The following is a 26,143-nucleotide window of genomic DNA, read 5'->3' on the forward strand; positions in this document are numbered from 1 at the left end:
TTTTGAGCTTCAAACTGACAAAGTCAAGAGCTTTTTGCATACTACACAGCAGTGCAAAGAGGCTGCGATGTTGACAAGCCAAGGAACTTGGCAAAAAGTGTGACTGTGGAATGATTTGAAAGAGATTTTTATTTAAAGTAATAAAAGAGGCTGTCTAAAAAGATGAGGTGACAGCCTCTTTATTTTTACTGTATTTACATTGTAAGATATTTATGATATAATATCTCAGAAATGATTACATAAGGAGGATTAATATGCCACGCAAACATGATAAAATAGTCTTCAAAGAATATAACCCCAACCAATTAATAATGCCAATCGACCCTGAAGCCTTTATCTTGACTTTGTCAGTTAAGAGGTGTTTTTGAGCTAACAAAAAATAACAAAGTCTTAATTTATGCGGGTTTCAAGAAGAGAAAAATAAAAAATTTTAAAAAATGTAGGGACAAATTTTAGCTTAATATATACTGAATTTGCTTGACTTTTTAAATATTTTGTGGTACAATATAACAAACTATCTTCAAGGAGTTGCCATATGTTTGTCAAAATTACTAATGCTGGCGGTTATCAGTATGTTAGGTTAGTCGAAAATTACCGTGAAAATGGTAAATTAAAGCAAAGAGTACTATTTAACTTTGGTAGACTTGATATTCTCAAAGATGACCCCGCTTTTAAAAACATTGTAAAAAAACTATCTGATATTGTCGCTGAAACAACTACTGAGAATGCAAAAGCTGTTACTATTGAATCTGAAGAAGATATTTCGGATGCAGTTGTAAAAAACTGGGGATACATTGTATACAGAAAGTTATGGCAGGAGCTTGAAATTGATAAGTTTTTAAAAGGGAAAGCAGCAAAAGAGAGAAAGATAAAATTTGATGTAGACAAAGTAAGTTTTTTAATGACCATACAGAGATTGATAGAGCCAATGAGCAAACTAAGAACTTATCATCAGAGAAGCAAATATTTTGGATTTGAAGAGGATATAGATTTGAATCAATTGTACAGGTGTTTAGATTTTCTTGACAGTGTAAAAGAAGATTTAGAGACATACCTGTATCAGAGAAATAAAGACTTATTTAAGATGGTAGTTGATGTAGTGTTTTATAATGTGACGACAATATACTTTGAGAGTTGTAGAGCGGATGAACTTAAAAATTTTGGGTTTAGCAAAGACAACAAGGTAAATGAAGTGCAAGTTGTATTAGGGCTTTTGGTGGACAAAGAAGGCAGACCGATAGGGTATGAACTTTTTCCTGGTAATACGATAGATAGCAAGACGATGGTAAAGATACTGAGGAAGCTGAAGGAAAAATTTAGTATAGATAAGATAATAATAGTAGCAGACAAAGGGCTTAACAGCAGAATAAATTTAAAGATGATAAAAGAAGCTGGGTACGACTATATAGTAGCAAGCAGATTAAAGAATGCAAGTAAAGAAATTTTAGATGAAGTTTTTAATGAAGAAGGATATAAAAGACTTGATGGCAAAAGATGTTTGAATGCTGAAGAAATTTATGGTGATGAATTCAAATATAAGGTATTGGAAAGAACAAATATTGTCAAGGATGAAGAGGGTAAAGAGTTCAAAATAGAAGAGAATTTGATAATAACGTATTCAAGCAAGAGAGCCAAGAAAGACAAAGAAGACAGAGAGAGATTGGTAAGAAAAGCCAAAGAGCTTTTAGAGAACAAAGGAAGCATAACAGCCTTAGAAAAGAAAGGTGCAAGGAAATATTTGAAGAAGAAATCAAAATCAGAAGAATATGTATTGGATGAGGAAGCGATAAAACGAGATGAGAAATTTGACGGTTATTATGCAATTCAAACGAGCAAAAAGGATATGGATGTAGAAGAGGTTTTAGGAGCATATCACGATTTATGGAAGATAGAACAGTCATTCAGAGTAATGAAAAGCTGTTTAGAAGTGCGACCGATATATCACTTTACAGAAAGCAGAATAAAAGGACATTTTGTGATATGTTTTTTGGCATTTTTACTGCAAAGGACATTGGAATATATTTTGAGGAGAAAAGGTAAAGGAATAAGTAGTGAAAGGATAATGGAAGCAATATATTCAATGAACTTTTTTGAAATAGAGATAAAAGGGAAGAAATATTTGATAAAGCAAAAAATTGAGGGAGAAGCTGGAGATATACTGAATGTAATGAAGATAAAGGGTCCAAAAAACTTCATGACATATGAGGAAGGCTTAGAATTTATTGGTATTAGCAAATGATGTAGTGACAAAATTGAGGTCCATATTTTGTCAATCCCAGTCCTCCCAAGCTTTTTGAGCTTCAAACTGACAAAGTCAAGATAAGGAGGATTAATATGCCACGCAAACATGATAAAATAGTCTTCAAAGAATATAACCCCAACCAATTAATAATGCCAATCGACCCTGAAGCCTTTATCCCTCAAACTCATCTAGTAAGAGCAATCGATAAAATCATTGATAAAATAGATATCTCAACCATAGTAGAGAAATACAAAGGTGGTGGGACTTCCAGCTACCATCCTTTGATGCTTTTGAAAGTACTTATCTATGCTTACATACAGGGGATATACTCTTCAAGAAAGATAGCAAAAGCACTTCAAGAGAATATAACCTTTATGTGGCTTTCAAAACTTCAAACCCCTGATTTCAGAACTATCAATAGATTCAGAAAAGAGATAATAGGTGATTGCATTGAAGAGATTTTCGCACAAGTTATTGAACTTCTTGTAAAACTGGGGTATGTAAACTTTGAGTATTACTACCTTGACGGGACAAAGATTGAAGCAAATGCGAACAAGTATACATTTGTATGGGCAAGAAGTACAAGAACATACAAAAAGAAATTAAGAGAAAAAGTAAGAGAAATTCTTAATGAAATAGAGAGGATAAATGAGGAAGAAGACAGAATTCTTGGCGAGTTGGATGTCAATTTAGAAGCTGATTATGATAGCCAAGAGCTTGAACAAAAAGTTGAAGAACTCTCCCAAAAGATAGCAGAAGCTAACTTTGGGAGCAAAAGGAAAGAAAGGAGAGTGAAAAAGCTTGTAAAAACTCTCCAAAACAACTGCGTATTAAGACTCAAGAAATATGAGTCTTATGAGCAGATCTTAAATGGCAGGAATAGTTTTTCAAAAACAGACAATGATGCCACATTTATGAGGATGAAGGATGACCATATGAAAAATGGGATGCTAAAACCCGGGTATAATGTACAAATCGGCACACAGAACCGATTTGTCATAGGTTTTAGCATCCACCAAAGTCCCACAGACACTGTCTGTCTAAAGGAACACCTTGAGCTTGTGACGAAGATAACAGGTTTCATGCCAAAGAACATTGTAGCAGACAGTGGCTATGGGTCTGAAGAAAACTACCTTCATCTGAAAGAATGTGGCATAAATAGCTACATTAAGTATAACACATTTGACTTGGAACAGACAAGAAGATTTAAGAAGGATATTTTCAATGTAAGGAACTGGGAGTACATAGCTGAAGAAGATGCATATATTTGTCCTGCTGGTAAGAAGGTGAAATACTTATATCCGAAGATAAGTGCAAATGAGAGAGGATTTGTAAGTTATGAGAAGGTATATCAATGTGAAGATATTTGTAATGGTTGTGAACACAGAGAAAAATGTTATAAAGGTAAGAGATGGAAGAAGAGATTTAGTATAAGACCGAGGTTAGAGAAATTGAAGGAAGAGGTGAGGCAAAGGCTGTTAAGTAGAGAAGGCGAAGAGATTTACGAAAAAAGGAAGATAGAAGTTGAGACAGTATTTGGGATAATAAAGAACAATAAAGGGTTTAGGAGATTCCTGCTCAGGGGTATGAAGGGTGTGAAGCTAAAGTAGAGTTTGGTTTGTATTGCCTATAACATAGAAAGATTGGCGAAGATAATAATAGGGGGTTGGGGCAAAATTGCCAGCCAACCCTCTTGCTTTTTACTGCATAGTTCAATATTAACATTAAATACCATCAAATGCTTGATTTTGGTTATTAAAAATTATTGTTTTTGGACAGCCTCTTAATTTTTTTATATTTTTCTCCCCACTCATACATTGCATCAAGAATAGGTTTTAGACTAAGCCCAAGCTCTGTAAGCGTATACTCAACTCTTGGCGGAACTTCTGGGTAAACCTTTCTAATAACAAGTCCATCTTTTTCCATTGAACGCAGCTGCTGTGTGAGAACTTTCTGGCTAATGCCATTTATGGACTTTAGAAGTTGATGAAACCTTTTTGTACCATGCATAAGTTCTCTCAAAATAAGAATTTTCCATTTGCTGCCTATCAAAGTCAGCGTAATTTCCACAGGACAAACTGGTATGTTATCATTTGAATTTTTCAATGTACATAGCTCCTTTTTTACTCTAAAGTTACCTAGAGTATAGTATATCACAAAAAAGTACCTACTTGCAATTATATACTAACAGTAGATAATATATTATTTGTAATCAGTGGGAAGGAGGAATTCTAAAGTGAAGGTAATAGGGATTGTTGGCAGTCCGCGCAAAGGTGGCAATACTGAAATTTTGGTTGAAAAAATCTTAAGCGGTGCAAAAGAGGCAGGTGCTGAGGTGGAAGTGTTTAAGTTAAACGAGATGAATATTCATCCCTGTCAGGGATGTAATTTTTGTCAAGAACATGGCAGGTGTAGGCAGCAGGACGACATGCAAAAAATATATGATGCGCTGTATTCTGCCGATGCACTGGTTGTTGGCTCTCCAATTTACATGAGTTATGTGACTGCCCAGACAAAAATCTTTTTGGACAGACTGTATGCTCTTTTAAAGATTGGAGAAGGTTCAAGAATACCTGCTGGCAAAAGGTGTGTGCTTGTATATACTCAAGGCGGCGGCACAGATGGAGAGAAGATAATGAACGAAATAGCTGGATTTTTTAAATGGGCATTTAATATGGAGATAAAAGCTATAATAGGTAGTAATAACCTAAATCCTGCAGGCGAAGTGGCAAATAGAAAAGAATTACTTGAAAGAGCTTTTGAGGTGGGAAAAGAGATTGTGAAAGGGAAATAGAAGAATTTAACCAAGCTCTACAAACCACCTATTCTCATCACAAAAAAGATACAGCATTTTTGAGCGGACAAGGATTTTATATCTTATGCCTTGTCCGCCTGCTTTTAAAGAGGCAGCAGGTCTTTTTTCTATGATTTTATCAATTTCGTATGTTTTTCCATCAAGCCAGACAAACGAAATGGGGGTTATTTCTCCTTCCTTTGAAAAATGAGCATAAACTTCTACAAATATTTTTCTCATTTTAAAAACCTTCACCCTCCCATGTTTATTTTGAAAAACAAAATTTTATTTGAAAAATGCAACAGGATGGATTTTGTTGTGCAGAGGAATCTTGCAAGGCAAGTCAGATTTAGTCAAAAGTATAGCTGGCAAAACTGCGCTCTGCCCAAACCTTCTTCGAATTTGGTCAATAGCTTTTTCAAGCTGTTCTAATTTGAGCTTTTTCAAACTGTCAAACTCAAGCTGATAAAATGAGTTTGCACAAACAAGATCTAAAGCTCTTACGCCAAGCGACCTTATGCTATTTTTAAAGTTCCAGTGTTTTTTAAATATTTCAAAAGCTTTTTGAGAGATTTCTCTTGCCAGAAAAGTAGGATTTTTGAGTTTTTCCTGCCTTGTTATTGAAAAAAGGAAGCTATCTCTTATCCAAACTTGGACTGTATAACATTTTAAATACTGCTGACGAAGCCTCTGCGCAACAGACTCAGAAAGCATTCGAATAACGTATTCTGCATCTTCGTAGCAAGTCAAATCTCTTGGCAGTGTGATACTATTGCCAATTCCCTTGATGTTGTCTTCAAAAAGTGGGGGAGTAACAGGTGTTGTGTCAAGTCCATTTGCAAATATCCATAGCACCTCACCCCATTTGCCAAGGATTCTTTTAAGATATTCAGGTGAGCTTTTGGCTATATCACCTATTGTGTAAATTGCCCTTGAACTTAGCTTCTTTTCTGTTGCGCTACCGACATACAAGAGGTCTTTTGCAGGCAGTGGCCAGACAATTTGTTTAAAGTTTTCTTTTGTGATAACTGTTACAGCATCGGGCTTTTTATAGTCACTTCCAAGCTTTGCAAATACTTTGTTAAATGATACTCCAACAGATACCGTCAGACCAAGCTCAGTTTTTATTCTTTCTTTGATTTCATAAGCAATTTTTCTGCCACTTCCTAAAATTTTTGTAGACTCTGTCACATCAAGCCAGCACTCGTCAATTCCAAAAGGTTCTATCAAATCTGTATACTCAGAGTAAATTTGTTGCACAAGCTTTGAAAATCGGATATAAAGAGGAAAATTAGGCTTTAAAATTACAAGATTTGGGCATTTTCTCAGTGCCTGCCATATAACATCACCTGTTTGAATACCATATGATTTTGCAATCTGGTTTTTTGCAAGAACTATTCCATGTCGAAGCTCACTTTCACCACAAACAGCAACAGGCTTGTTTCTCAGCTCAGGACGGTAAAGACATTCAACAGACGCATAGAAGTTGTTAAGATCACAGTGCAAAATCACCCTGCCCACTTTTTTCTCACCTATAGAACAAGAGTTTGTATATATTATATCACCGAAAATGTGTTTGGTAAATAGAAATATTAGGCAATTTCAAAAAAGCTATTCAGGTTTGTTTTATACTCGAAATATATAGCCATTTGATACTGAAATAAGATTTGCAGGGAGAAAAAGTTTAATAAAGGAATGACGGCAAGGAACTGTTTTGTTACCACTAAACCTTGTGCAAAGTGAAAAAGTGATTTATAATAAATTGATGACTAACTATGAAAGACTTATCATGCTTTTGATTTTTTAGATACAGGAAGGGATGATGTATATGAGTTGCCCTGAATGTGAGAACAGATTAGCCTCTAATTTTAAAAACCAGAAAGTAGATCTTTCTTTGCTTGACCCTGTTTTGGATGAATACAAAGGAGAAAAAAGTAACATTATAGCGATTTTACAAAAAACACAAGAGATTTACGGATTTCTGCCATTAGATGCATTAAATTACATCTCAGAAAAGACAGGTGTAAAAAAGGCTAAGATATATGGAATTGCAACCTTTTATGCTCAATTTAGGTTAAAGCCAGTTGGAAAATATGTAATCTTACAATGCCAAGGGACTGCATGCCATGTAAATGGGTCTGAAGAGATTAAGAACGCCCTGTGTGATGAATTGAATATAAAGCCAGGTGATACAACAGAAGACGGGATGTTCACATTAGAAGAGGTTGCATGTCTTGGTTGCTGTAGTCTTGCACCTGTTATGATGATAAATGGTGAAACATATGGAAAACTTACACCTGATAAGGCAAGGGAGATTATACGTAGGATATATGAAAGAGAGAAAAATGTATAGAAGAGGTGGCAGAGATGAAAATTCGAGTGGGACTTGGCAGCTGTGGTATGGCAGCAGGCGGAAACAAGGTCATGGAATGTATACAACAGGAGTTACGCTCCAGAAATCTTGATATTCCAGTGGAACCAACAGGTTGTATTGGTCTTTGCTTTTTTGAGCCACTTGTTGATGTCATAGATGGTGATGATGTATACACCTATGGCAATGTTACGCCTGAGATAATACCCAAGATAATTGAAAGCCATGTTATTGGCAAAAAACCGCTTGATGAATTTATTGTATCTACCTCTTTCGAACCCTACCCGATATTGAAGTCGCAGGTAAGAATTGCACTAAAAAATTGTGGCCGAATAAATCCTGAAGATATCGATGATTATATAAAGAATGGTGGTTATGAAGCGCTTAAAAAAGTGCTAACGTCAATGACGCCTGAAGAGGTTATTGAAGAGATAAAGATTTCAGGGTTACGCGGTAGAGGCGGCGCAGGATTTCCTACATGGTTTAAGTGGGATGCGGCAAGAAAAGCAAGTGGAGATATAAAATATGTTGTTTGTAATGCTGATGAGGGCGACCCTGGTGCTTTTATGGACAGGAGCATCCTTGAAGGTGATCCTCATGCAGTTTTAGAGGGAATGGCCATTGCTGCATATGCTATTGGTGCAAAGGAAGGGTACATTTATGTTCGTGCTGAATATCCACTTGCAATAAAGCGTCTGGAGATAGCAATAGAGCAGGCAAGAAATAGAAACCTGCTTGGGAATAATATCCTAAATACCAATTTTAGCTTTGATATAAAGCTAAAAAAAGGTGCAGGGGCATTTGTATGTGGAGAAGAAACTGCACTTATTGCGTCTATAGAAGGCGAAAGAGGTATGCCAAGACTAAAACCGCCATTCCCAGCTCAATCAGGGCTATGGGGTAGGCCTACAAATATAAACAATGTTGAAACATATGCAAATGTGCCATGGATAATCGCAAATGGAGGCAAGGCTTTTGCAAGCTTGGGAACAGAAAAAAGTAAGGGAACAAAAGTGTTTGCACTTGCTGGTAAGATAAAAAGAGGTGGATTGGTTGAAGTTCCTATGGGCATGTCACTGCGCGAGGTTATATACAACATAGGTGGCGGTATTAAAGACGACAAAGCATTTAAAGCAGTGCAGATGGGCGGACCTTCTGGTGGATGCATTCCGGCCGACCTTATAGATACTCCAGTTGACTACGAAAGCATAACAAAAACTGGTGCTATAATGGGTTCTGGTGGAATGATAGTAATGGACGAAACTACCTGTATGGTTGATATAGCAAGATTCTTCTTAGAATTTACTTGTAAAGAATCCTGCGGTAAATGTACTTATTGTCGTGTCGGTACAAGACGTATGCTGGAGATTTTAGATAGGATATGCAATGGCGAGGGTAGGGATGGCGACTTAGAATTGCTTGAAGAACTGGCAGTTAGTGTTAAAGACGGTTCACTGTGTGGACTTGGACAGACTGCTCCAAACCCAGTCCTTACAACCCTTAGATATTTTAAAGATGAGTATATAGCACATATAAGAGATAAAAAGTGTCCTGCAAAGCAATGTAAAGCGCTGATAACCTACTCTATATTGCCTGAAAAATGTACAGGTTGTGGACTTTGTGCAAGAAAATGTCCAACTAAAGCAATAACAGGTGAGCGATTAAAACCACATGTTATTGATCAGAGCAAATGCACAAAGTGTGGAACGTGTATGAATGTTTGCAGATTTGGTGCTGTCAATGTTGAATAAAGAGGGAGAGGATGTTTATGCGACTTGTAAGGGTGAACATTGACAACAAAGAGATATTTGCCGAGGAAGGGAAAACAATCTTAGAAGTAGCACATGAGAATAATATAGAGATTCCCCATCTTTGCTATGATAAAAGGTTAAAACCTTACGGTGCATGTGGGCTCTGTGTTGTAGAAATAGAAGGCTCACCTAAATTGGCAAGAGCATGTTCAACATATGTTACTGATAAAATGGTTATAAAAACAAATTCACCACGTGTCAGAAATGCACGCAAGATGGCTTTAGAGCTTTTGTTATCCGAGCACAGAGGAGATTGTAGACCTCCCTGTGTCCTGGCTTGCCCTGCTCATACCGATTGCCAAGGGTATGTGGGACTTATTGCAAATGGTCAGTTTAGAGAAGCGGTTGCGCTCATAAAAGAACAGTTGCCGTTTCCTGCAAGTATAGGTAGAGTGTGCCCACACCCTTGTGAGGAAGCATGCAGAAGAAATATGGTGGACCAACCTATTGCTATTGCCGAGCTCAAAAGATTTGTAGGTGACATTGACCTTTTGGACGATGGTTATATACCGCCGATAAAACCAAAAACAGGTAAAAAGGTTGCTATTGTTGGTGGTGGGCCGGCTGGGCTTACATGTGCGTTTTTCTTGGCAAAGGAAGGTCATGACGTAGTTGTTTATGAGGCTATGCCAAAAGCTGGTGGTATGTTAAGATACGGTATACCTGAATACAGACTTCCAAAGAGGATATTGGATAAAGAAATTGAGCTAATTGAAAAAATGGGCGTTCAAATTAAGACTAATATGCGGCTTGGTGTTGATATTTCTTTAGAGTATCTTCGCAAAAACTATGATGCAGTTTTCTTAGCAGTTGGTGCTTGGAAAAGCTCAACACTGGGATGTCCAGGAGACAGTGCAGAAGGTGTTATAGGTGGGATTGAGTTTTTGCGAAAGGTTTCTATGAACCAGCCAGTAAATCTTGGACAGCGTGTTCTTGTAGTTGGCGGTGGTAACACTGCTATGGATGCTGCAAGAACAGCAATAAGACTTGGTGCAAAAGAGGTTACAGTGCTTTATCGTAGAACGCGTGAAGAGATGCCTGCCGAGGATATTGAAGTAAAAGAAGCAGAAGAGGAAGGAGTAAAGTTCCAGTTCCTTGTTGCACCTATTGAGGTAATAACTGATGGAAGCAGGGTCAGGGCGCTTAAGTGTCAGAGGATGCGACTTGGTGATATGGATGAATCAGGAAGAAGAAGACCTGTACCAATAGAGGGTGCTGAGGTTATTTTTGAAGCCGATACAATTATATCTGCAATTGGTCAGAAAGTAAGAGTGGAAGATGTAGAAGGGTTGGAGCTTACAAGACATGGTACAATAAAGGTAGATGAAGGGACATATCAAACAAGTCTTGAGGGTGTATTTGCAGGTGGTGATGCTGTAACAGGTCCAAGGATTGCAATAGAAGCTATAGCACAAGGGAAAAACGCAGCAAGGGTTATCGATAGCTATCTTAGGGGCAAGTTAGAGCCAATTAAAGAACCATATTATGTAAAGCAAGAAGACCTTACGCCAGAAGACTTTAAAGATAGAGAGAAAAAACCAAGAGTACCATTAAAGGTAACAAATGCCGAAGAAAGAAAGAATAACTTCAGAGAGATAACATCAACAATGACAGAAGAAGAGGCTATTGCAGAAGCATCAAGGTGTCTTGAGTGTGGATGTATGGATTACTTTGAGTGCCAGCTTTATAAATATGTTAACCAGTACGATGTAGATCCTCAGCGGCTTTCAGGTTACAAACACAAAAGATATGAGCCTCAGAAGCATCCGTTTATTGAAAGAAATCCTGACAAATGTATTTTGTGCGGTCTTTGCATAAGAGTTTGTGAAGAGGTAGTTGGAGTTTGCGCGCTTGGATTTGTGAACCGCGGCTTTGAAACAATAGTCAAACCAGAGTTTGGTTTGCCGTTAGAAGAGACAAGCTGTATATCCTGTGGACAGTGTGCTGACATATGCCCAACAGGTGCATGTATTGGCAAACAACCTGTTGCAAAGCAAGTACCAGTTAATACTGTTGCTACAAAAACTGTATGTACTTTCTGTGGCATGGGCTGTGAAATGCTGGTAGAGACAAAGGGGAATTTGATATTTGATGCATCACCAGTTCAATCAAATGAGGGTATGCTTTGTGCTTTTGGCAGGTTTGGTATAAAGTATGTAAACGACAAAGACAGAATTTTAGCACCTTTTATTAAAGTAAATGGAGAACTATCTAAAGCCACTTTTGACCAAGCACTGATTGAGACTGCTAAAAAACTTCAAGCAGTTAGAGCATCATATGGTAAGGATAGTATAGCAATAATTGCATCACAGAGGTTGACAAATGAGGAGGCTTTGCTTCTTACAAAACTGGCACAAAAACTTGACACTACTGTAATAGGTTCTTTCGACTTGAGGGAGTCTGTACTCGATAGAATATTTGGTTTGAACGCTTCAACCAATAGTTTTGATGAAATTTACTCTACTGACCTTATTGTAGCTGTTGGCAAGGTAACAGAAAACCATGCAGTAATGGGTGCTAAACTGAAAAAAGCAGTTGAATTGGGTGCAAAACTGGTTACAATAAACAATGGAGAGACAAGGGCAGACGAGTGGGCGATTGCAACATACAAGATAGATAATACAGTCTTTTTCAAGGCCACAATAAAAGCTTTATTCGAAATGAAAGCTGTCGATGAAGATTATGTATCTAAAATAGCAGTTAATTTAGATAAACTAAAAGATGATGTAAAGAATGTTGAAGTTACAGATGAAGCAAGTGAGTTTGCAAAAATCATAGCTGGTGCGAAAACTGCTATGGTGATTGTAGACGAAGAGAGTGTATCAGACACAACAATTGGACTGCTTGCTGATATATTAGCATTGACACAAAAAATTGGAAGACCGCGCTGCGGTATAATTAAAGTAACTGGCCTTGGCAATACTCAAGGTGCTTGGGATATGGGTATTAGAATGGGCAAAGAAGGAATAGTAAAGCTGATTAATGAAGGAAAGGTCAAGGCTGCGTTCATAGTAGGTGAGGATCCACAAGCTGCAGATAAGAACCTGGGAGAAGTTTTAGACAAACTTGAATGTTTGATTGTTGCTGATGTATTTTTGACAGAAACGGCCAAGAAAGCCGACGTTGTTCTTCCACTTGTCAGCCATGTTGAGAGCACAGGAACTGTGACAAGAGCTGACGGAAAGATACAAAATCTGAACTTGGTACTAAAGCCAAAGAGTGGGCTTTCTAATTTGGAGTTGTTGTTGAAATTGGCTGAACTATTTGGTTTGCAATATAACTTAGAGAAACTAAACCGCGAAATGGTTGAATTGCTCGAAAATGAGAACAAGTATAATCAGCAAATACTTTATACAGAAGGGTTTGCAACTTCAGATAAAACCGTGCACTTATTTGTATCGAAGGATGCACCTGCTTTTTTAGAAAAAGCAGTATTTGACACAGTGAAAAATCGATTTGAAAAATACTTACAAGATAAGTGTTTGAAATACTAAAAATAGGCTCTCTTGTTAAGAGAGCCTATTTTGATTTTTAATATTTTTGATTGACAAAAAACAAACAATGTTTATAATAATAAATAGAATGTTAATTTTTTAACAGGAGGTAATTTGTATGTGGGAAACGAAAATAAATCCTTTCAAGGTATTTGAACTTAGGTGTAAAAACACAACATATTTCGGAATTGGTGCTATTAATAAAATAGGCGACATCTTGGAGGATTTGAAGAAGAGGGGAATAAATAAAGTTATACTTATAACTGGCAAAAGCTCGTACAAAATAAGTGGAGCCTGGGATGTTGTAAGGCCTGCACTGGAAGAAAAGAAAGTTGACTTTTGTATTTATGACAAGGTTGGGCCAAACCCCACTGTTGATATGATCGAAGAAGCGGTTGAAATGGCTAAGAGTTTTGGTGCACAAGCAGTTATTGGTATCGGTGGAGGAAGTCCAATTGATACCGCAAAAAGCGTTGCTGTACTTCTTGAATACAAAGACAGGAATGCAAGAGAACTTTACGAGCAAAAGTTTGCTCCTGAAAAAGCTGTTCCAATAATAGCTATAAACTTGACACATGGTACAGGTACAGAAGTTGATAGATTTGCTGTTGCAACAATACCTGAGAAAAATTACAAGCCTGCAATTGCATATGATTGTATCTATCCATTGTACTCAATAGATGATCCTCAGCTTATGACAAAACTTGATAAAACGCAAACTGTTGCAGTTACAGTAGATGCGCTCAATCACATTACAGAAGCCTCAACAACATTGGTAGCATCCCCATACAGTATTTTAACCGCACAGGAGACAGTAAGGCTTATAGCAAAATATCTACCTGTTGCAATAAATGAGCCACAAAACCTTATTGCAAGGTATTACCTTTTGTATGCATCAGCATTAGCAGGTATCTCGTTTGATAACGGACTTTTACATCTTACACATGCTCTTGAACACCCGCTAAGTGCTGTAAAGCCTGAACTTCCACATGGTTTGGGACTTGGAGCACTTCTTCCTGCTATAATCAAGACAATTTATCCATATCAGGCTGAAGTTTTGGCATCTGTTTATGAACCAATTGTTCCTAACTTAAAAGGAGTGCCTTCAGAGGCAGAATTTGCAGCTAAGAAAGTGGAAGAGTGGTTGTTTACAATGGGGTGCGATAAGAAACTTTCTGACTTTGGATTTAGCCAGAGCGACGTTGATAATCTTGTGGACTTGGCACTTGAGACACCGTCTTTAGGGTTACTCCTTTCAATGTCTCCAGTTAAAGCAACCAAAGAAGTAATTAAAAAGATTTACGAAGAATCATTGTACCCAATGAAGTGAGACTTTGATTGTGGCAAATAAGAGTAAATATCTGTGACTTTTCTATAATGAGCAATAGGTGGGGTGGCATTTTTAGTACCACCCCAACATTATTAATAAACACTTTAGGACTTCTTGTCTTTCTATTAACTTGTCAGAAGAGCATCCTTTCAGGCTTATTCACCTAAGCTTTTTTTGTCCTCACAAAGGCTAAACTCACATTCTACTCAGCACATCATAAAAGAGAAGGATGCTAAAATGTTGATGTGCAATTTAGGAAATTTTAAATTTAGCAAGTGTATGGTATAATTAGAGATAGGTACTATGAATAGTGTAGATATTTATATAACAGCTAAACTTTTACTGTTTCTAATTGATGTACATACTGTAAAAGAAAATAAAACAATTGAATCAAAAAGTATATTGAAAGCTTTAGCCTGAAAGGTGGTCAATAAAGATGAAATTTGGTATGAGAAAACCAAGCATAAGAAAGAGCATAGCTGCAAGGACAAGCGTCAAAAGGTTTGTAAGACATAATTTGGGCTTGAAAGCACCAAGAGGATATGGATGGATAACAAATCCTAAAAAATACATGTACAACAAAATCTATAACAGAACAACTTTTAACATATTTTCACTTTTGAAAAAGTTGTTTAAATAAGGAGCTTAGTAAAATGCCGATGTTAAGAAAGCTGATATATTTAGCAACAGCAGCTATTTTTATTTTTTCTTTAATGGTTGGTTGTACAACTGAACAATCTCACTTGAAAAAAGCTGAAATTGCCAAAAAGCCAAGATTAGAAGAAAAGGGTAGTATTACTTTTCCAACCAATAAATCAGAACAAAGTTACAAAGAAAGTCTGATAAATAGCCATGGCAAAACAATAAGTGAAAGAATAAAGGTACCAGAAGGATATGAAAGAGTTGAAGTTCCAAGAGGGTCTTTTGCTGAATACTTGAGGAATCTGCCACTCAAGCCCCATGGCACAAAGGTAAAGTACTATAATGGTGAAGAAAAACCAAACGACGTATACGTTGCAGTAATTGACATGGATGTTGGCACAAGAGATTTGCAACAGTGTGCTGATGCTGTCATAAGGCTCTATTCAGAGTATCTTTATAAGAACAGGCAATATGACAAAATTCATTTTAACTTCACAAATGGCTTTAGAGCTGATTTTAGAAAGTGGATGCAAGGCTACAGAATCAAAGTTGAAGGAAATAAAGCTTATTGGATAAAGAAGACTGAATACTGTGATGATTATGCGTGCTTTAGAAAGTATCTTGACATGGTATTTGCATATGCTGGAACACTATCACTTTCTCAAGAAATGAAAAGAGTGCCATTGAGTGATTTGCAAATTGGAGATGTATTTTTAAAAGGAAGCGACCCTGGACATTGCGTTATTGTAGTTGATATGGCTCAAAATCCAAAAACAGGTGAAAAGATATTCCTGCTTGCACAAAGCTATATGCCAGCCCAAGACATTCACATCTTAAAAAACCCAGCAAACGAAGATGGCAATCCATGGTATTCAATAAACTTTGGTGATGTTTTAGTAACACCAGAATGGCAGTTTACAAAAGATCAGGTTTATAGGTTTGGGGATTAGAGAAAAGTATTTTTAGTGTAGAAGGCACTTTTGGTAAAATAAAAATATTAAGATGGGAATGATGTTTTGAGGTGAAAAATATGATTGACTTGGAATTAGTAAAAAGCATAATTATACAAAACCTTAAAAATCTTGGCATAAATGTGCAAGATGTATATATTTTTGGTTCAAGATCAAGAAGCGATTTTTCAGAAGAGAGTGATTATGACATTTTTACAGTTATTGACGACTATAACGGGTATAACAAGAAACAATTATGGTGGACACTTTATAAAAGTCTTCATGAAGAGTTTCCGTGTATTGCTTTTGATATTTTAATTAGGACTGTAAAAGAATTTGAAATTGAGAAACAAGTGGTTAACACGCTCAGCCATGAAGTATTTATTGAGGGGAAAAAAATATGAATGATATTGTGAATAATTGGATTAAAAAGGCTCTGGAGGATTTAAAGGTTGCAGAGCATGAGCTATCTTTAGAGGAAAATCAGATGGTAACAAGTGCTATTTGTTTTCATTCTCAACAAGCAGTTGAAAAGTTGCTCAAAGCTTACCTTACTTCAAAGAATGTTAAAGTCGGCAAATCTCATGATATAGCATATCTTTTACAGCTTTGTATACATCAAGATAGTGATTTTTTAAAACTAAAGGAATTAAATGTGGAGCAGCTGACATTTTATGCTGTTGAAATTAGATACCCGGATGATTTTTATATTCCGTCGATAGAAGAAGCTAAAGCTTCTTATGAATTAGCAGTGTTAGTCAAAGAATTTATTCTCAAGAAAATTGAAGTTTAAATCAAAGAGAAGCTATCTAAAAATGTAATGATTTTTAAAGTGAAATACTTGAAAATAAATAAAATAGATTATTTGGCTGACTCAGGTGCCTTAAGTCTAAGCTATTTTGACCAAACCATTGAAGAAGTGATTAAAGATAATGAGAATTTGGATAAGTTGTTGGAGGTGTGTTTTCATGAAAACTCTCTTCGATCTTTGTAAACCAAGAGAAGATGTATTTACCACAAGAAGCTCAGAAGATGTTCAGGAAATCTCGGACCTTCTTTCTGACAAAATCAACCCGGAAAAGTTTTTTGAACAAACATACATAACAAACGGTATGAGAAGATTATTTGATGTTGCGTTCAAAAGATTTAGTGGAATTGACGATGAACAAGGTGTAATTGTCCTGCGACAGGCAATGGGTGGTGGCAAGACCCATAACATGATTGCCCTGGGTCTTTTGGCAAAATACCCTGAACTCAGAAAAAAGATTTTGGGCGAAAATTACCCATATATGTACACAGGCAGAATAAGACTTGCAGTATTTACTGGAAGATGGACAAGTTCTATTCCATGGGTAGAGATAGCAAACCAGCTTGGCAAACAAGAGATTTTGAACAAGTCCCTACAAAATCATATGTCTGCTCCTGGTGATAGAGAGTGGACAGAGCTTTTGGCAGGAGATCCTCTTTTGATACTGCTTGATGAGCTTCCACTGTATCTTGAGTATGTCCAGAGTATTCCAGTTGGTGAGACCAACTTTGGAAAGGTTGTTTCGATTGGGCTTTCGAATCTTTTTAATAGCATTCAGAAAAAAGAACTTTCAAACGTAATGGTGGTTGTGGCAGACCTTCAAGCAGCGTATGAGCAAGGTGGGAAACTTTTACAAAGCGCTTTAGCAACAGAACTTGACAAAGAAGCAATCCGTGTTGCCTTTTCTATCCAGCCGGTTGATATGGTTACAAATGATGTGTACTGTATTTTGAGAAAGAGGTTTTTCAAGGAGTGCCCACAAGACCCTGAAAATGATCTAGATGTAGAAGAGATTGCAAAAGCCTACAAGGAGGTTATTGAAGAAGGCAACAAAAAAGGGCAGACCACAGTTGAGCCTGAGAGAATTTACACAGAGATAAAGAGGACATATCCATTTCATCCTGCAATAATGGAGCTTGTTAGCAGATTCAGGGAAAATGTAAATTTCCAGCAGACACGCGGGCTTATTCGTCTTATGAGGCATTACATAAGATATCTTTATCGTGAAGAAGGAGCACTTGCAAAGCAAAAGTATCTCATTGAGCCATATGACTTTGACCTGAGCGATTACAACACACGCGAAGAGATTACAAACATTAAGCAGAGTTTAGAAAATGCTGTTATGCACGATGTTTATTCAACAGCTCATATTACAACTGCAAAGGCTATTGACCAAAAATATAACACAACACTGGCAAGTGAAGTTGCAAAATTGATTTTACTATCTTCACTGTCCGAAATTACAAAATCGCCCCTTGGACTTACTACAAGTGAACTTTTTGCATATATGAGCTCACCAAACAAAGATTTGAGCTCTCTTGCGAACATAATTGAAGAATTTAAGCAAAATTCATTACATACAAGAATTGATGCAAACGACAGAATATATCTTACACCAATGGAAAATGTAGTTGCGTGTATAAGAAAATTCAAAAGTATGTATACATTAGATGAAGCAGAGGCAGTGTTAGAGAGACTTCTTTATGAATATTTCTCACCCAGAAATCTAAACTGCTATCAGAAGGTGTACCAAAAGATTGTTGCTTTGCCAAATGACATATCCAAAATCAATGTGGACATGAACAATGTAACGCTAATTATTTCAAAGCCTTATGACTCAAAAGGGTCTCTTAACCCAGCACTGATTGGTTTTTGGCAAAATCAAACTTACAAAAATAGACTTCTCTTTTTAACAGGTTCTACTACCATGTATAATACGCTTTTAGAGAGAATAAGAGAGTATATGTGTTGGGAAAACGTGCTAAATGAGCTCAGAAAAGAAGGTGTTCCAGAGACTGACACAGAATATCAACGAGCAGAAAATGAGCAGAGTAAGATGAAAAATTCGGTTTTATCAGCATTAAGAGAGACTTTCAACAAGATTTACTATCCACAAAGGCCATATACCAAGCAGACTGCTGAACTTATCCCTGAAGATTTAAAATATCTGCCAGCAGGGGAAAATAGTGATTCTCAAGGTACAAAAGGGTTAGATGGAGTTAGGGCTCTTCTTGGCAACAACCGAGATGGAGAGATTGTCATACAAAAAGTCCTACTTGGGAAAAAATACATAGAAGTAAATGACATTGACGAGTTTCGCGAAAAGGTAGAAAATCTTTTGTTCACAAGAGAATCAATGAGCTGGAACGAGATTATTGAAAGAGCAGCGCGGGATGCGAGGTGGTTCTGGCATCCACCAGAGGCCCTGGAGAATTTAAAGCGCGAGATGCTTTCAAAAGGTTTGTGGAAAGAAAGTGGAGGGCTTGTTTTAAGAGGTGAGGCAGCAAAGGACAAAACAACAGTAAAAGTTCAATTTGTATCCCCTGACTTTGACACAGGCGAGGTAGTTTTAAAGATCATACCAATGTTTGGTGACGTTGTACATTATGAAGAGGGTGATAAGGAGGTATCAGAGAACTCACCGGTTGTGCCAAATATTAATGAGTTCAGGACAAAAGCAGTAAAGCTCAGTTTCCTTTGCATTGATTCAACTGGGTATCATCCAAAAGGTGATATTGTGAGATATGAATGTGAAATTTTACTTGACGATAATATAAGATTTTGCGACCAAGAAGGCAGAGCTCACATAAAAATAAGAACAGCACCGCAGGCAACTGTGAAGTATACAACAGATGGTTCAAACCCGCGCTATAATGGCAAAGTTGCCGAAAATGGTGATATTACAATTCCAGATAATGCAAGGGTAATTAATGTGGTTGCAGAAAAGGATGGTGTTTTTTCAGAGATAAAAAATATTCCTGTGAGAAGAGATGTTACAGGAAATATAGTAATTAAGCAAATAGAACTTGATTATACAAAACCGGTCAAATTAAAACTTTCAGGTAGCAAGAAAATTCTGATTTTTAGTATAGAAGAACTTCAAAGAGAAATTGAACTGTTGAAAAATTACAAAGGAAAGTTTGTTGCCTATTCTCTTGATATTTATAGAGATGATGATAACTATATTGTCCTGACATGTAAAAAGCCACAAGGGGTAGAACCAACCGAGATTTTTACACATATTGAAAAGGTCAAAACCAACTTCTATAGTGATGGGATTCAAAACGTGAGAGCTGTTATTACAGAACTGTTATTTGAAGATGCAAAAGACTTTGAAGAATGGATAAAACAAAAAGGCAAGACGCTTAATGACTTCAAGGAGGCAATAACACAGAATGAGTAAATCTAAAAAGAAAGACGCTGCAACTTCAATTGGCTTTGGATATGTTCCATCTGAAACGCAGCACCATTTTATGGTGGTAATTCCTCAAGGGAAGAACGAAACAGTAAAGGTGTATGAAAGATTTATATGGCAAGAAGGGAAGGAAGTACAAGATATTGATGAGAACAGTCCTCTTCACAACCAGCTCAAAGTAATTGTTCCCAAATGGTTATGGCAGAGAGTTGCACCTTATGTTGCACAGGAGTTCAATTTTCGGCTTGAAAAGGAGGGTTTTAAGAAATCTAAGTGGAAAGTTGGGCAAAATCCAGTTCACAGACTTTTGGGGAAAGAACTTGTGGTTTTGCTCTGGGCACTGGAAGATTGCACTGATGATTCGCAGGTGCCTGTTGCAATTGTCAACTGGCAGGGCTTGCGACCAGAAGAGAGATGGTGGTTATATGGTGTTACAAATGCTGCAACAGGCAGGGTAAATGACAGAAAAGGTTGGAGAATGGCACTAAAATATGCTTTGCTTGATAATCCAGTAAGTCAAAAACAAATTAAACAGCTTGACTTTGAAAGCATCAAAGAACAAAAAGTTATATATGAAGAGTAATACTGACAGAAATTCTTGACCTAAAAGGAGATGGAAGAAGATGGAGAAATCTTTTATAGAGGTTCAATTCCCAGTTTCAAAACTTTCAAAGGAGGCATTTAAAGAGCGAAAAGCAGGTGCAGGACAGACATTAACAGGACTTGGCAAATGGTGGGGCAGAAAACCTCTTGTGCTTGTGCGTGCACTACTTTTGGGAGTTCTTTTGCCTGCAACAGATGATCCAAAAAAAGATATGAAGATTTTTCTCAAGCTTATGGCTATGGACGAAGAAGGCTTAAAGCTGAGAAGAAAAAGCAGCATATCAGCAAGAGATCTTTTTGAATTTGCAACAGAGGAGGAAAAGACAAGATATTTCGATGTTACAGATGATGGGAAGATAAGCTACAAAAAAGACTTAAAAAAAGCTGAAAGGGAAGAAATTCAAGAAAAAATATTTAAAAGGATGCCGTATGAACAGAAGCTAAAATATTGCAAGCGACCTGAAGAAATAGAAAATCTACCCAAGAGTGCTTGGGATGAGATAAATGAACATCTTGGAACAAATGCATATTCGTATTCATCTCTTGTTGAAGAGCTTGGCAAAAAAAGATTTGGTCAGATTCCAACAGTTGGGGATTGCTTTTGCGGTGGAGGGAGTATTCCATTTGAAGCAGCAAGGCTGGGGTTTGGTGTTTTTGCGTCAGACTTAAATCCAATTGCAATGCTTCTTACGTGGGCTGCTTTGAATCTTTTAAGCTTGCCCGAAGATGAGATTGAAAAACTAAAAGACTTTCAAAAAAGAGTATTTGAAGCAGCAGACAAGATTGTAACTCAGTGGCAGATCGAGCACAACTCAAAAGGGCATAGAGCAAATGCATATTTATACTGCGTTGAGACAATTTGCCCTGAATGTGGTTTCAAAGTACCTCTACTACCTTCTTTGGTAATTGGCAAAAATTCTAAAACTGTTGCTGTGTTGCACGAAAACCCAGTTAAAAAAGGATTTGATATAGAAATCAAAATGAATGTCAGCCAATCAGAGCTCGAACAAGCAGCTAAAAACGGAACTGTAAAGGATGGTTATCTAATTTGTCCACATTGTAAAATGGAAACAAGTATTTCGTCAATTAGGGGAGATAAGGTTGATGAGAGTGGCAAAACAATTTGGGGGCTAAGGCGCTGGGAAAAACATGAATTTATACCAAGAGAAGATGATGTTTTTCAAGAAAGATTGTATTGCATAAGATATGAGGATGAAAAAGGGCAAAGATATTACAAAGCCCCGGATGATGAGGATTTAGAAAGAGAAAGGAAAGTTATAGAGCTTTTGAAAGAAAGGTTTGATGAGTGGCAGCAAAAAGGGTATATTCCAAGTGATATGATTGAAGAAGGGGAGAAGACGAACGAACCTATACGAACACGCGGTTGGGCTTACTGGCATCAGCTTTTCAATCCACGACAGTTACTTTTACATGGGCTTTTGATGGAGCTTATTGACAAAGAGGCAAGAACAAAAGAGGAAAAAATTGTGGGGCTACTGGGGGTTAATAGGTGTGTTACGTGGAATTCTAAGTTATGTCTATGGGACAATACGCGTGAGGATAATGGGAAGAACACATTTTACAATCAGGCATTGAATACGTTGTTCAATTTTAATGTAAGAGGGTTGACTGTTTTACCATGGTTTTTAGACAGTTTAAAGCCTTATTTGTTGTCAAATAGTCACAAAATAGTTTATCCTACCGATGCCCGCGATGTAAATCAATCCTGCCACATTTGGATAACAGACCCACCTTATGCCGATGCAATAAATTACCATGAGCTATCAGAGTTCTTCTTAGCATGGGATAAGAAGTTTTTGAAAGAAGTTTTTCCAGATTGGTATACAGACAGCAAAAGGGCATTGGCAGTTCGGGGCGACCGCGAACTGTTTAAAGCAGCTTTTACAGAGATTCTTAAAAACATAGTTTCTAATATGCCTGAAAATGGCTATTTTGTCCTCATGTTTACACACCAGGACTCACAGGTTTTTGCAGACCTAACAGAAATTTTGCTCAGCTCAGGGCTTTTGTCTGTCAATGCATGGAGCATTGCAACAGAGACAGAGGACAATATGTCAGAGGGCAATTTTGTGCAGTCAACTGTGTGTGTTGTTCTAAAGAAGATTGATAGAACTCAACTTGAGCCTGTATTTATTGAAGAGCTGTATCCTTTTGGCAAAGAAGAGGTAGAAAGGCAGATAAAGCTCATGTATGAGCTTGACAAAGATGAAGCAGAACCTAATTTTAGTCCAACAGATTTGGAGCTGTCAGGCTACTATGCAGCATTGCGTGTTTTGACATCCTGCAATCTTAAAGCAACAAACCAGAAGATTAAAGAATTTTTGGATTCCATGCGCGAATATGCAAGCAGCTACATAGTACCAGAAGGTTTGAAATACCTTGGGTTTGACCAAGATACCATTTATGAAATCTGGCGCAAGATGGAAAGCTATGAGAAGTTTTATATAAGAGGCATCGAGTTTGAAACAAGGGGCGAAAAAAGAATAGGTGCATATCAAGATGCTGCAAGGAGTCTTGGTGTTGCTGATTATGATGAACTTTTTGCAATTAAAAAATCAAATTCGACAAGACTGAAGACAGCAAGCGAGCTTGGGCAAGAACTTCTTGATACCAAACATGCGTTTAGTACAACAATCTTGCGTTACTGTCTTTTCGCAATAAATAGCGCAATAAAAAAAGACCAGGAAATAAATGACACTGCCGAAGCGGTTGCACTTTCACATGAGATGCTAAAGACCAAACTTGGAACAAAATACTGGAACAACAAAACTAAGATAGAGATAATATTCAGATACCTTGCAAGGCTTGAGAAAATTGATGGTATGGAACACTGGCAAAACGACTCAAAAATAGCTTCATATCTTGCTGAGCGTGTGGCAAACGATAGACTGTAAAATTTAAAGCGAGAAGGAGGTGCCAAAAAAGGCAGTATCCTGCAGAAAAAGGATGCGGGGTATTGCCTTTTTGTAAAATATGCTTGAAAGATATTCGTCACGTCTTATTGACCTTGCAGAGGAATTTTTAAACAAACACCTGAAAAATGCTAAAAGCTATGATAGACTTGCTGGGTACTTTAGCTCATCTATCTTAGAGATAGCAGGTGAAGCAATTGAGAGTATAGAAGGAGTTGCAAGGGTTGTTTGCAACTCTGAGGTTGAGAGCAAGGACGTTTTAGTGGCAAAACTTGCAAAACAAAAGCTTGTCAGGGAATGGTTCAAATCGAAACCTGAGCTTAAGGCTGAACAGTTTCCAGAGAGGTTTAAAAAACTCTATGAACTTCTGAAAAGCGGTAAACTTCAGGTAAGAGTTGTACCAAATGATGTGTATGGACTTGTACATGGCAAAGCCGGTGTCATAACTCTATCAGATGGTAGAAAGATTGCATTTGTTGGAAGTGTCAATGAAACCTTACCTGCCTGGAAAGGCAACTACGAGATACTTTGGGCAGATGACAGTATTGAGAGCGTGGAATGGGTGCAAAATGAGTTTGACTTTTTCTGGAATAATCCTTATGCTTGTGAGCTTTGTGATTTGATAATTGAAAATATAGGAAGATTGGCAGAAAAAAATATAGTTAGCATTGAGGAATGGAAAAAAGAGCCTGATCCTGCATCTCCTGTGATAGAAGCACCTGTTTACCGGGAAGGTTTTGGACTTTGGAATCACCAAAAGTATTTTGTAAAAATGGTGTTTGAAGAGCACTGCAAAGATGGAGCAAGATACATTCTTGCAGATGAGGTTGGACTTGGTAAAACTGCCCAGCTTGGTATGATTGCTCAGCTTACAGCGCTTTATGGAGACAAACCTGTTTTGATAATTGTTCCAAAGACACTTTTATGGCAGTGGCAGGATGAGCTCAAAACAATGTTTGATATACCTTCTGCTGTGTGGGATGGGAAAAGATGGATAGTTGAAACAGGGCAAGAGTACAGGCCACAGGCAAATGGCATACCCCCAATCTTACAGTGTCCAAGGCGAATAGGAATAATTTCCCAAGGCTTGATTACCTCTAATTCGGATATTGTAAAGCCTCTTTTGGACCTTGAGTATGAATGTGTAATTGTTGATGAGGCACACAGGGCAAGGCGCCAAAATTTAAATAAGCCTGCTGAAAAGCCAGAGCCTAACAACCTTATGAAGTTTTTACTTGAGCTATCACAAAAGACAAAGACAATGATTTTAGCAACTGCAACTCCAATTCAGCTACATCCCATTGAGGGTTGGGACCTTCTGTATATACTTGCACAGGGCTCTCAAAAGGTTTTAGGCGATGCATTTAGCCTGTGGCAACTGAGACCTTTAGAAGGAATTGATTATGTGAGGGGAGAAAAAGAAATTTCAAGTAAGGCTTATTACTGGAGCTGGATAAGAAATCCTCTGCCTCCCTCAAGTGAAAATCCATTTACAATTGGGAAACTCAGAAGATCACTTGGTATGGGTGACGATGAGTATGTTTCATATGATGATTATGATGCACTTTTGCCATCCCAGCAGGATATCGTAGATGAGCTTATAGAAGAAAACTTCATGGAAAAGTATAATCCTTTTATCAGGCATATTGTCAAGAGAAAAAGAAGTACACTTGAAAATACAGTTGATCCAGAAACAGGTGAGCCGTATCTTAAGAAGATTGATGTTGTCCTTTTTGGTGAAGGTGATGATGAAGGTCTTGTACTTTCTGCACCACTCAAAAAAGCTTATGAGTATGCTGAAGAATTTACAAATTTACTGAGGCAGAAAACAGGCGCGAAAGGGTTTTATAAGACACTACTTTTGCGAAGGATGGGCTCTTCTATGCAAGCAGGCTTGAACACTGCAAAAGCAATTTATGAAAAGAGAGCAATTGTTAAAGACGACTTTTCTGAAGAGGATGAAGACGATGAAATGCCTGATAGAATTAGTATCACAGGCAGGGATGAGCTTTTCTGTTTGGAAGAAATAATAGATCTTCTTGAATATAACAAAGACAAAGACCCAAAACTAAATAAAATTTTGCATATCTTAAACGACATGGGGTGGCTTGAAAGGGGCTGCATAATCTTTTCTGAGTACTTTGACACAGCATGGACCATTGCACAAAAATTGTCTTCAGCTATGCCAGACAAGAACATAGCAATTTATGCGGGTGGTGATAAATCTGGCATAATCAAGAATGGAGTTTATTCAAAGGTAGAACGGGATGAGATAAAAGAGCTTGTGTTAGACGGTAAAATTAAACTTATGATTGGAACAGATGCCGCTGCAGAAGGTTTGAACTTGCAAACGCTAGGTGCTCTTATAAACGTTGACCTTCCATGGAACCCAATAAGACTTGAGCAGCGCCAGGGAAGAATAAGAAGAATAGGTCAGCAATTTGACAAGGTTTATGTGTATAACTTAAGATACAAAGATTCTATTGAAGATAGAATTCATGCAGTTCTGTCTGGCAGAATAAAACTCACCTATGATATGATTGGATCACTTCCAGAGATTATAAAAGATGAGTGGATGGAAATTGTCAAAACAGTTGAAGTTTTAAATTCCGAGCATCCATTTGATATAAAATATAGAGAGCATGTCGAAAAAGTCGACTGGGAAAGCTGCAAAAAGGTTTTGGACAATGAGCAAAGAAAGGAGTGGCTGATGAGGGGGTGGGAGTTAGTGCTGGATAAATGAAATATTA

The 26,143-nt window shown here is 37.3% G+C and carries 17 protein-coding genes and 1 pseudogene; 15 read left to right on the forward strand and 3 right to left on the reverse strand.

All coding sequences use genetic code 11. The annotated features are described in order from the left end of the window. Nucleotides 1-535 precede the first annotated feature (535 nt). Both OTJ99_RS01910 and OTJ99_RS01915 read left to right on the forward strand, forming a co-directional pair. Nucleotides 536-2,239, forward strand: a complete 1,704-nt coding sequence (locus OTJ99_RS01910; RefSeq protein WP_045165457.1) for an IS1634 family transposase — start codon at nt 536-538, stop codon at nt 2,237-2,239. 95 nt (nt 2,240-2,334) lie between these two features. Then, a pseudogene (locus OTJ99_RS01915) lies at nt 2,335-4,029 on the forward strand (IS1182 family transposase). Here the strand turns inward: OTJ99_RS01915 and OTJ99_RS01920 are convergent. Then, nucleotides 3,998-4,348 carry a winged helix-turn-helix transcriptional regulator gene (locus tag OTJ99_RS01920; protein ID WP_045165456.1) on the reverse strand — a complete coding sequence of 117 codons (351 nt, stop codon included), beginning with the start codon at nt 4,346-4,348 and terminating at the stop codon, nt 3,998-4,000. The pseudogene OTJ99_RS01915 and the gene OTJ99_RS01920 overlap by 32 nt on opposite strands. A 130-nt stretch (nt 4,349-4,478) precedes the next feature. On the opposite strand from OTJ99_RS01920, the gene OTJ99_RS01925 reads away from it, so the two are divergent. Then, nucleotides 4,479-5,036, forward strand: coding sequence for a flavodoxin family protein (locus OTJ99_RS01925; protein WP_045165455.1), 558 nt, complete (start codon nt 4,479-4,481; stop codon nt 5,034-5,036). A gap of 6 nt (nt 5,037-5,042) precedes the next feature. Here OTJ99_RS01925 and OTJ99_RS01930 read toward each other — a convergent pair whose 3' ends face one another. Beyond that, nucleotides 5,043-5,276: a hypothetical protein gene (locus tag OTJ99_RS01930; RefSeq protein ID WP_045165454.1), complete on the reverse strand. Its 234-nt coding sequence runs from the start codon at nt 5,274-5,276 to the stop codon at nt 5,043-5,045. 45 nt (nt 5,277-5,321) lie between these two features. Continuing rightward, nucleotides 5,322-6,557 (reverse strand): DNA polymerase IV, encoded by a 1,236-nt coding sequence (dinB, locus tag OTJ99_RS01935; RefSeq protein ID WP_045165453.1) that lies wholly within the window; start codon nt 6,555-6,557, stop codon nt 5,322-5,324. 307 nt (nt 6,558-6,864) lie between these two features. Here dinB and nuoE point away from each other — a divergent pair, with 307 nt between their 5' ends. From nuoE to OTJ99_RS01995, 12 genes are all read left to right on the forward strand, one after another. Continuing rightward, on the forward strand, nt 6,865-7,389 hold the full coding sequence (nuoE, locus tag OTJ99_RS01940; RefSeq protein WP_045165452.1) for an NADH-quinone oxidoreductase subunit NuoE: 525 nt from the start codon (nt 6,865-6,867) through the stop codon (nt 7,387-7,389). 14 nt (nt 7,390-7,403) lie between these two features. Next, nucleotides 7,404-9,158: an NADH-quinone oxidoreductase subunit NuoF gene (locus tag OTJ99_RS01945; protein ID WP_045165451.1), complete on the forward strand. Its 1,755-nt coding sequence runs from the start codon at nt 7,404-7,406 to the stop codon at nt 9,156-9,158. A gap of 17 nt (nt 9,159-9,175) precedes the next feature. After that, nucleotides 9,176-12,712 (forward strand): NAD(P)-binding protein, encoded by a 3,537-nt coding sequence (locus tag OTJ99_RS01950; RefSeq protein ID WP_045165450.1) that lies wholly within the window; start codon nt 9,176-9,178, stop codon nt 12,710-12,712. 118 nt (nt 12,713-12,830) lie between these two features. Further along, a complete protein-coding gene (locus tag OTJ99_RS01955; protein WP_045165449.1) occupies nt 12,831-14,042 on the forward strand; it encodes an iron-containing alcohol dehydrogenase in 1,212 nt (403 codons plus the stop codon). Between the two features lie 436 nt (nt 14,043-14,478). Next, nucleotides 14,479-14,682: a hypothetical protein gene (locus tag OTJ99_RS01960; RefSeq protein WP_045165448.1), complete on the forward strand. Its 204-nt coding sequence runs from the start codon at nt 14,479-14,481 to the stop codon at nt 14,680-14,682. 13 nt (nt 14,683-14,695) lie between these two features. Beyond that, complete coding sequence (locus OTJ99_RS01965) at nt 14,696-15,634, forward strand: DUF4846 domain-containing protein (protein WP_045165447.1); 939 nt, start codon at nt 14,696-14,698, stop codon at nt 15,632-15,634. Nucleotides 15,635-15,714: 80 nt separating this feature from the next. Further along, nucleotides 15,715-16,038: a nucleotidyltransferase domain-containing protein gene (locus tag OTJ99_RS01970; RefSeq protein ID WP_045165446.1), complete on the forward strand. Its 324-nt coding sequence runs from the start codon at nt 15,715-15,717 to the stop codon at nt 16,036-16,038. Continuing rightward, on the forward strand, nt 16,035-16,427 hold the full coding sequence (locus OTJ99_RS01975; protein WP_045165445.1) for a HEPN domain-containing protein: 393 nt from the start codon (nt 16,035-16,037) through the stop codon (nt 16,425-16,427). Before OTJ99_RS01970 ends, OTJ99_RS01975 begins: the two co-directional genes overlap by 4 nt. A gap of 175 nt (nt 16,428-16,602) precedes the next feature. Then, on the forward strand, nt 16,603-19,845 hold the full coding sequence (locus OTJ99_RS01980; protein WP_045165444.1) for a DUF499 domain-containing protein: 3,243 nt from the start codon (nt 16,603-16,605) through the stop codon (nt 19,843-19,845). Then, a complete protein-coding gene (locus OTJ99_RS01985; protein ID WP_045165443.1) occupies nt 19,838-20,440 on the forward strand; it encodes a DUF3780 domain-containing protein in 603 nt (200 codons plus the stop codon). The genes OTJ99_RS01980 and OTJ99_RS01985 overlap by 8 nt, the downstream gene beginning before the upstream one ends. 40 nt (nt 20,441-20,480) lie before the next feature. After that, the gene (locus OTJ99_RS01990) at nt 20,481-23,375 is read left to right on the forward strand and encodes an anti-phage-associated DUF1156 domain-containing protein (RefSeq protein WP_045165442.1); all 2,895 of its coding nucleotides are present in this window, start codon (nt 20,481-20,483) and stop codon (nt 23,373-23,375) included. 79 nt (nt 23,376-23,454) lie between these two features. Further along, nucleotides 23,455-26,136 carry a phospholipase D-like domain-containing anti-phage protein gene (locus OTJ99_RS01995; protein ID WP_045165441.1) on the forward strand — a complete coding sequence of 894 codons (2,682 nt, stop codon included), beginning with the start codon at nt 23,455-23,457 and terminating at the stop codon, nt 26,134-26,136. Nucleotides 26,137-26,143 lie beyond the last annotated feature (7 nt).

The organism is Caldicellulosiruptor naganoensis (assembly GCF_026914285.1).
Classification (GTDB): domain Bacteria; phylum Bacillota; class Thermoanaerobacteria; order Caldicellulosiruptorales; family Caldicellulosiruptoraceae; genus Caldicellulosiruptor; species Caldicellulosiruptor naganoensis.

Excerpts from the sequence above, each read along its gene's own strand:
- nuoE (WP_045165452.1), top strand. The coding sequence starts at position 6,865 with ATGAGTTGCCCTGAATGTGAGAACAGATTAGCCTCTAATTTTAAAAAC.
- OTJ99_RS01955 (WP_045165449.1), top strand. The coding sequence starts at position 12,831 with ATGTGGGAAACGAAAATAAATCCTTTCAAGGTATTTGAACTTAGGTGT.
- OTJ99_RS01985 (WP_045165443.1), top strand. The coding sequence starts at position 19,838 with ATGAGTAAATCTAAAAAGAAAGACGCTGCAACTTCAATTGGCTTTGGA.
- OTJ99_RS01950 (WP_045165450.1), top strand. The coding sequence starts at position 9,176 with ATGCGACTTGTAAGGGTGAACATTGACAACAAAGAGATATTTGCCGAG.
- OTJ99_RS01980 (WP_045165444.1), top strand. The coding sequence starts at position 16,603 with ATGAAAACTCTCTTCGATCTTTGTAAACCAAGAGAAGATGTATTTACC.
- OTJ99_RS01930 (WP_045165454.1), bottom strand. The coding sequence starts at position 5,276 with ATGAGAAAAATATTTGTAGAAGTTTATGCTCATTTTTCAAAGGAAGGA.
- OTJ99_RS01975 (WP_045165445.1), top strand. The coding sequence starts at position 16,035 with ATGAATGATATTGTGAATAATTGGATTAAAAAGGCTCTGGAGGATTTA.
- OTJ99_RS01990 (WP_045165442.1), top strand. The coding sequence starts at position 20,481 with ATGGAGAAATCTTTTATAGAGGTTCAATTCCCAGTTTCAAAACTTTCA.
- OTJ99_RS01945 (WP_045165451.1), top strand. The coding sequence starts at position 7,404 with ATGAAAATTCGAGTGGGACTTGGCAGCTGTGGTATGGCAGCAGGCGGA.
- OTJ99_RS01960 (WP_045165448.1), top strand. The coding sequence starts at position 14,479 with ATGAAATTTGGTATGAGAAAACCAAGCATAAGAAAGAGCATAGCTGCA.
- OTJ99_RS01965 (WP_045165447.1), top strand. The coding sequence starts at position 14,696 with ATGCCGATGTTAAGAAAGCTGATATATTTAGCAACAGCAGCTATTTTT.
- OTJ99_RS01995 (WP_045165441.1), top strand. The coding sequence starts at position 23,455 with ATGCTTGAAAGATATTCGTCACGTCTTATTGACCTTGCAGAGGAATTT.
- OTJ99_RS01970 (WP_045165446.1), top strand. The coding sequence starts at position 15,715 with ATGATTGACTTGGAATTAGTAAAAAGCATAATTATACAAAACCTTAAA.
- OTJ99_RS01910 (WP_045165457.1), top strand. The coding sequence starts at position 536 with ATGTTTGTCAAAATTACTAATGCTGGCGGTTATCAGTATGTTAGGTTA.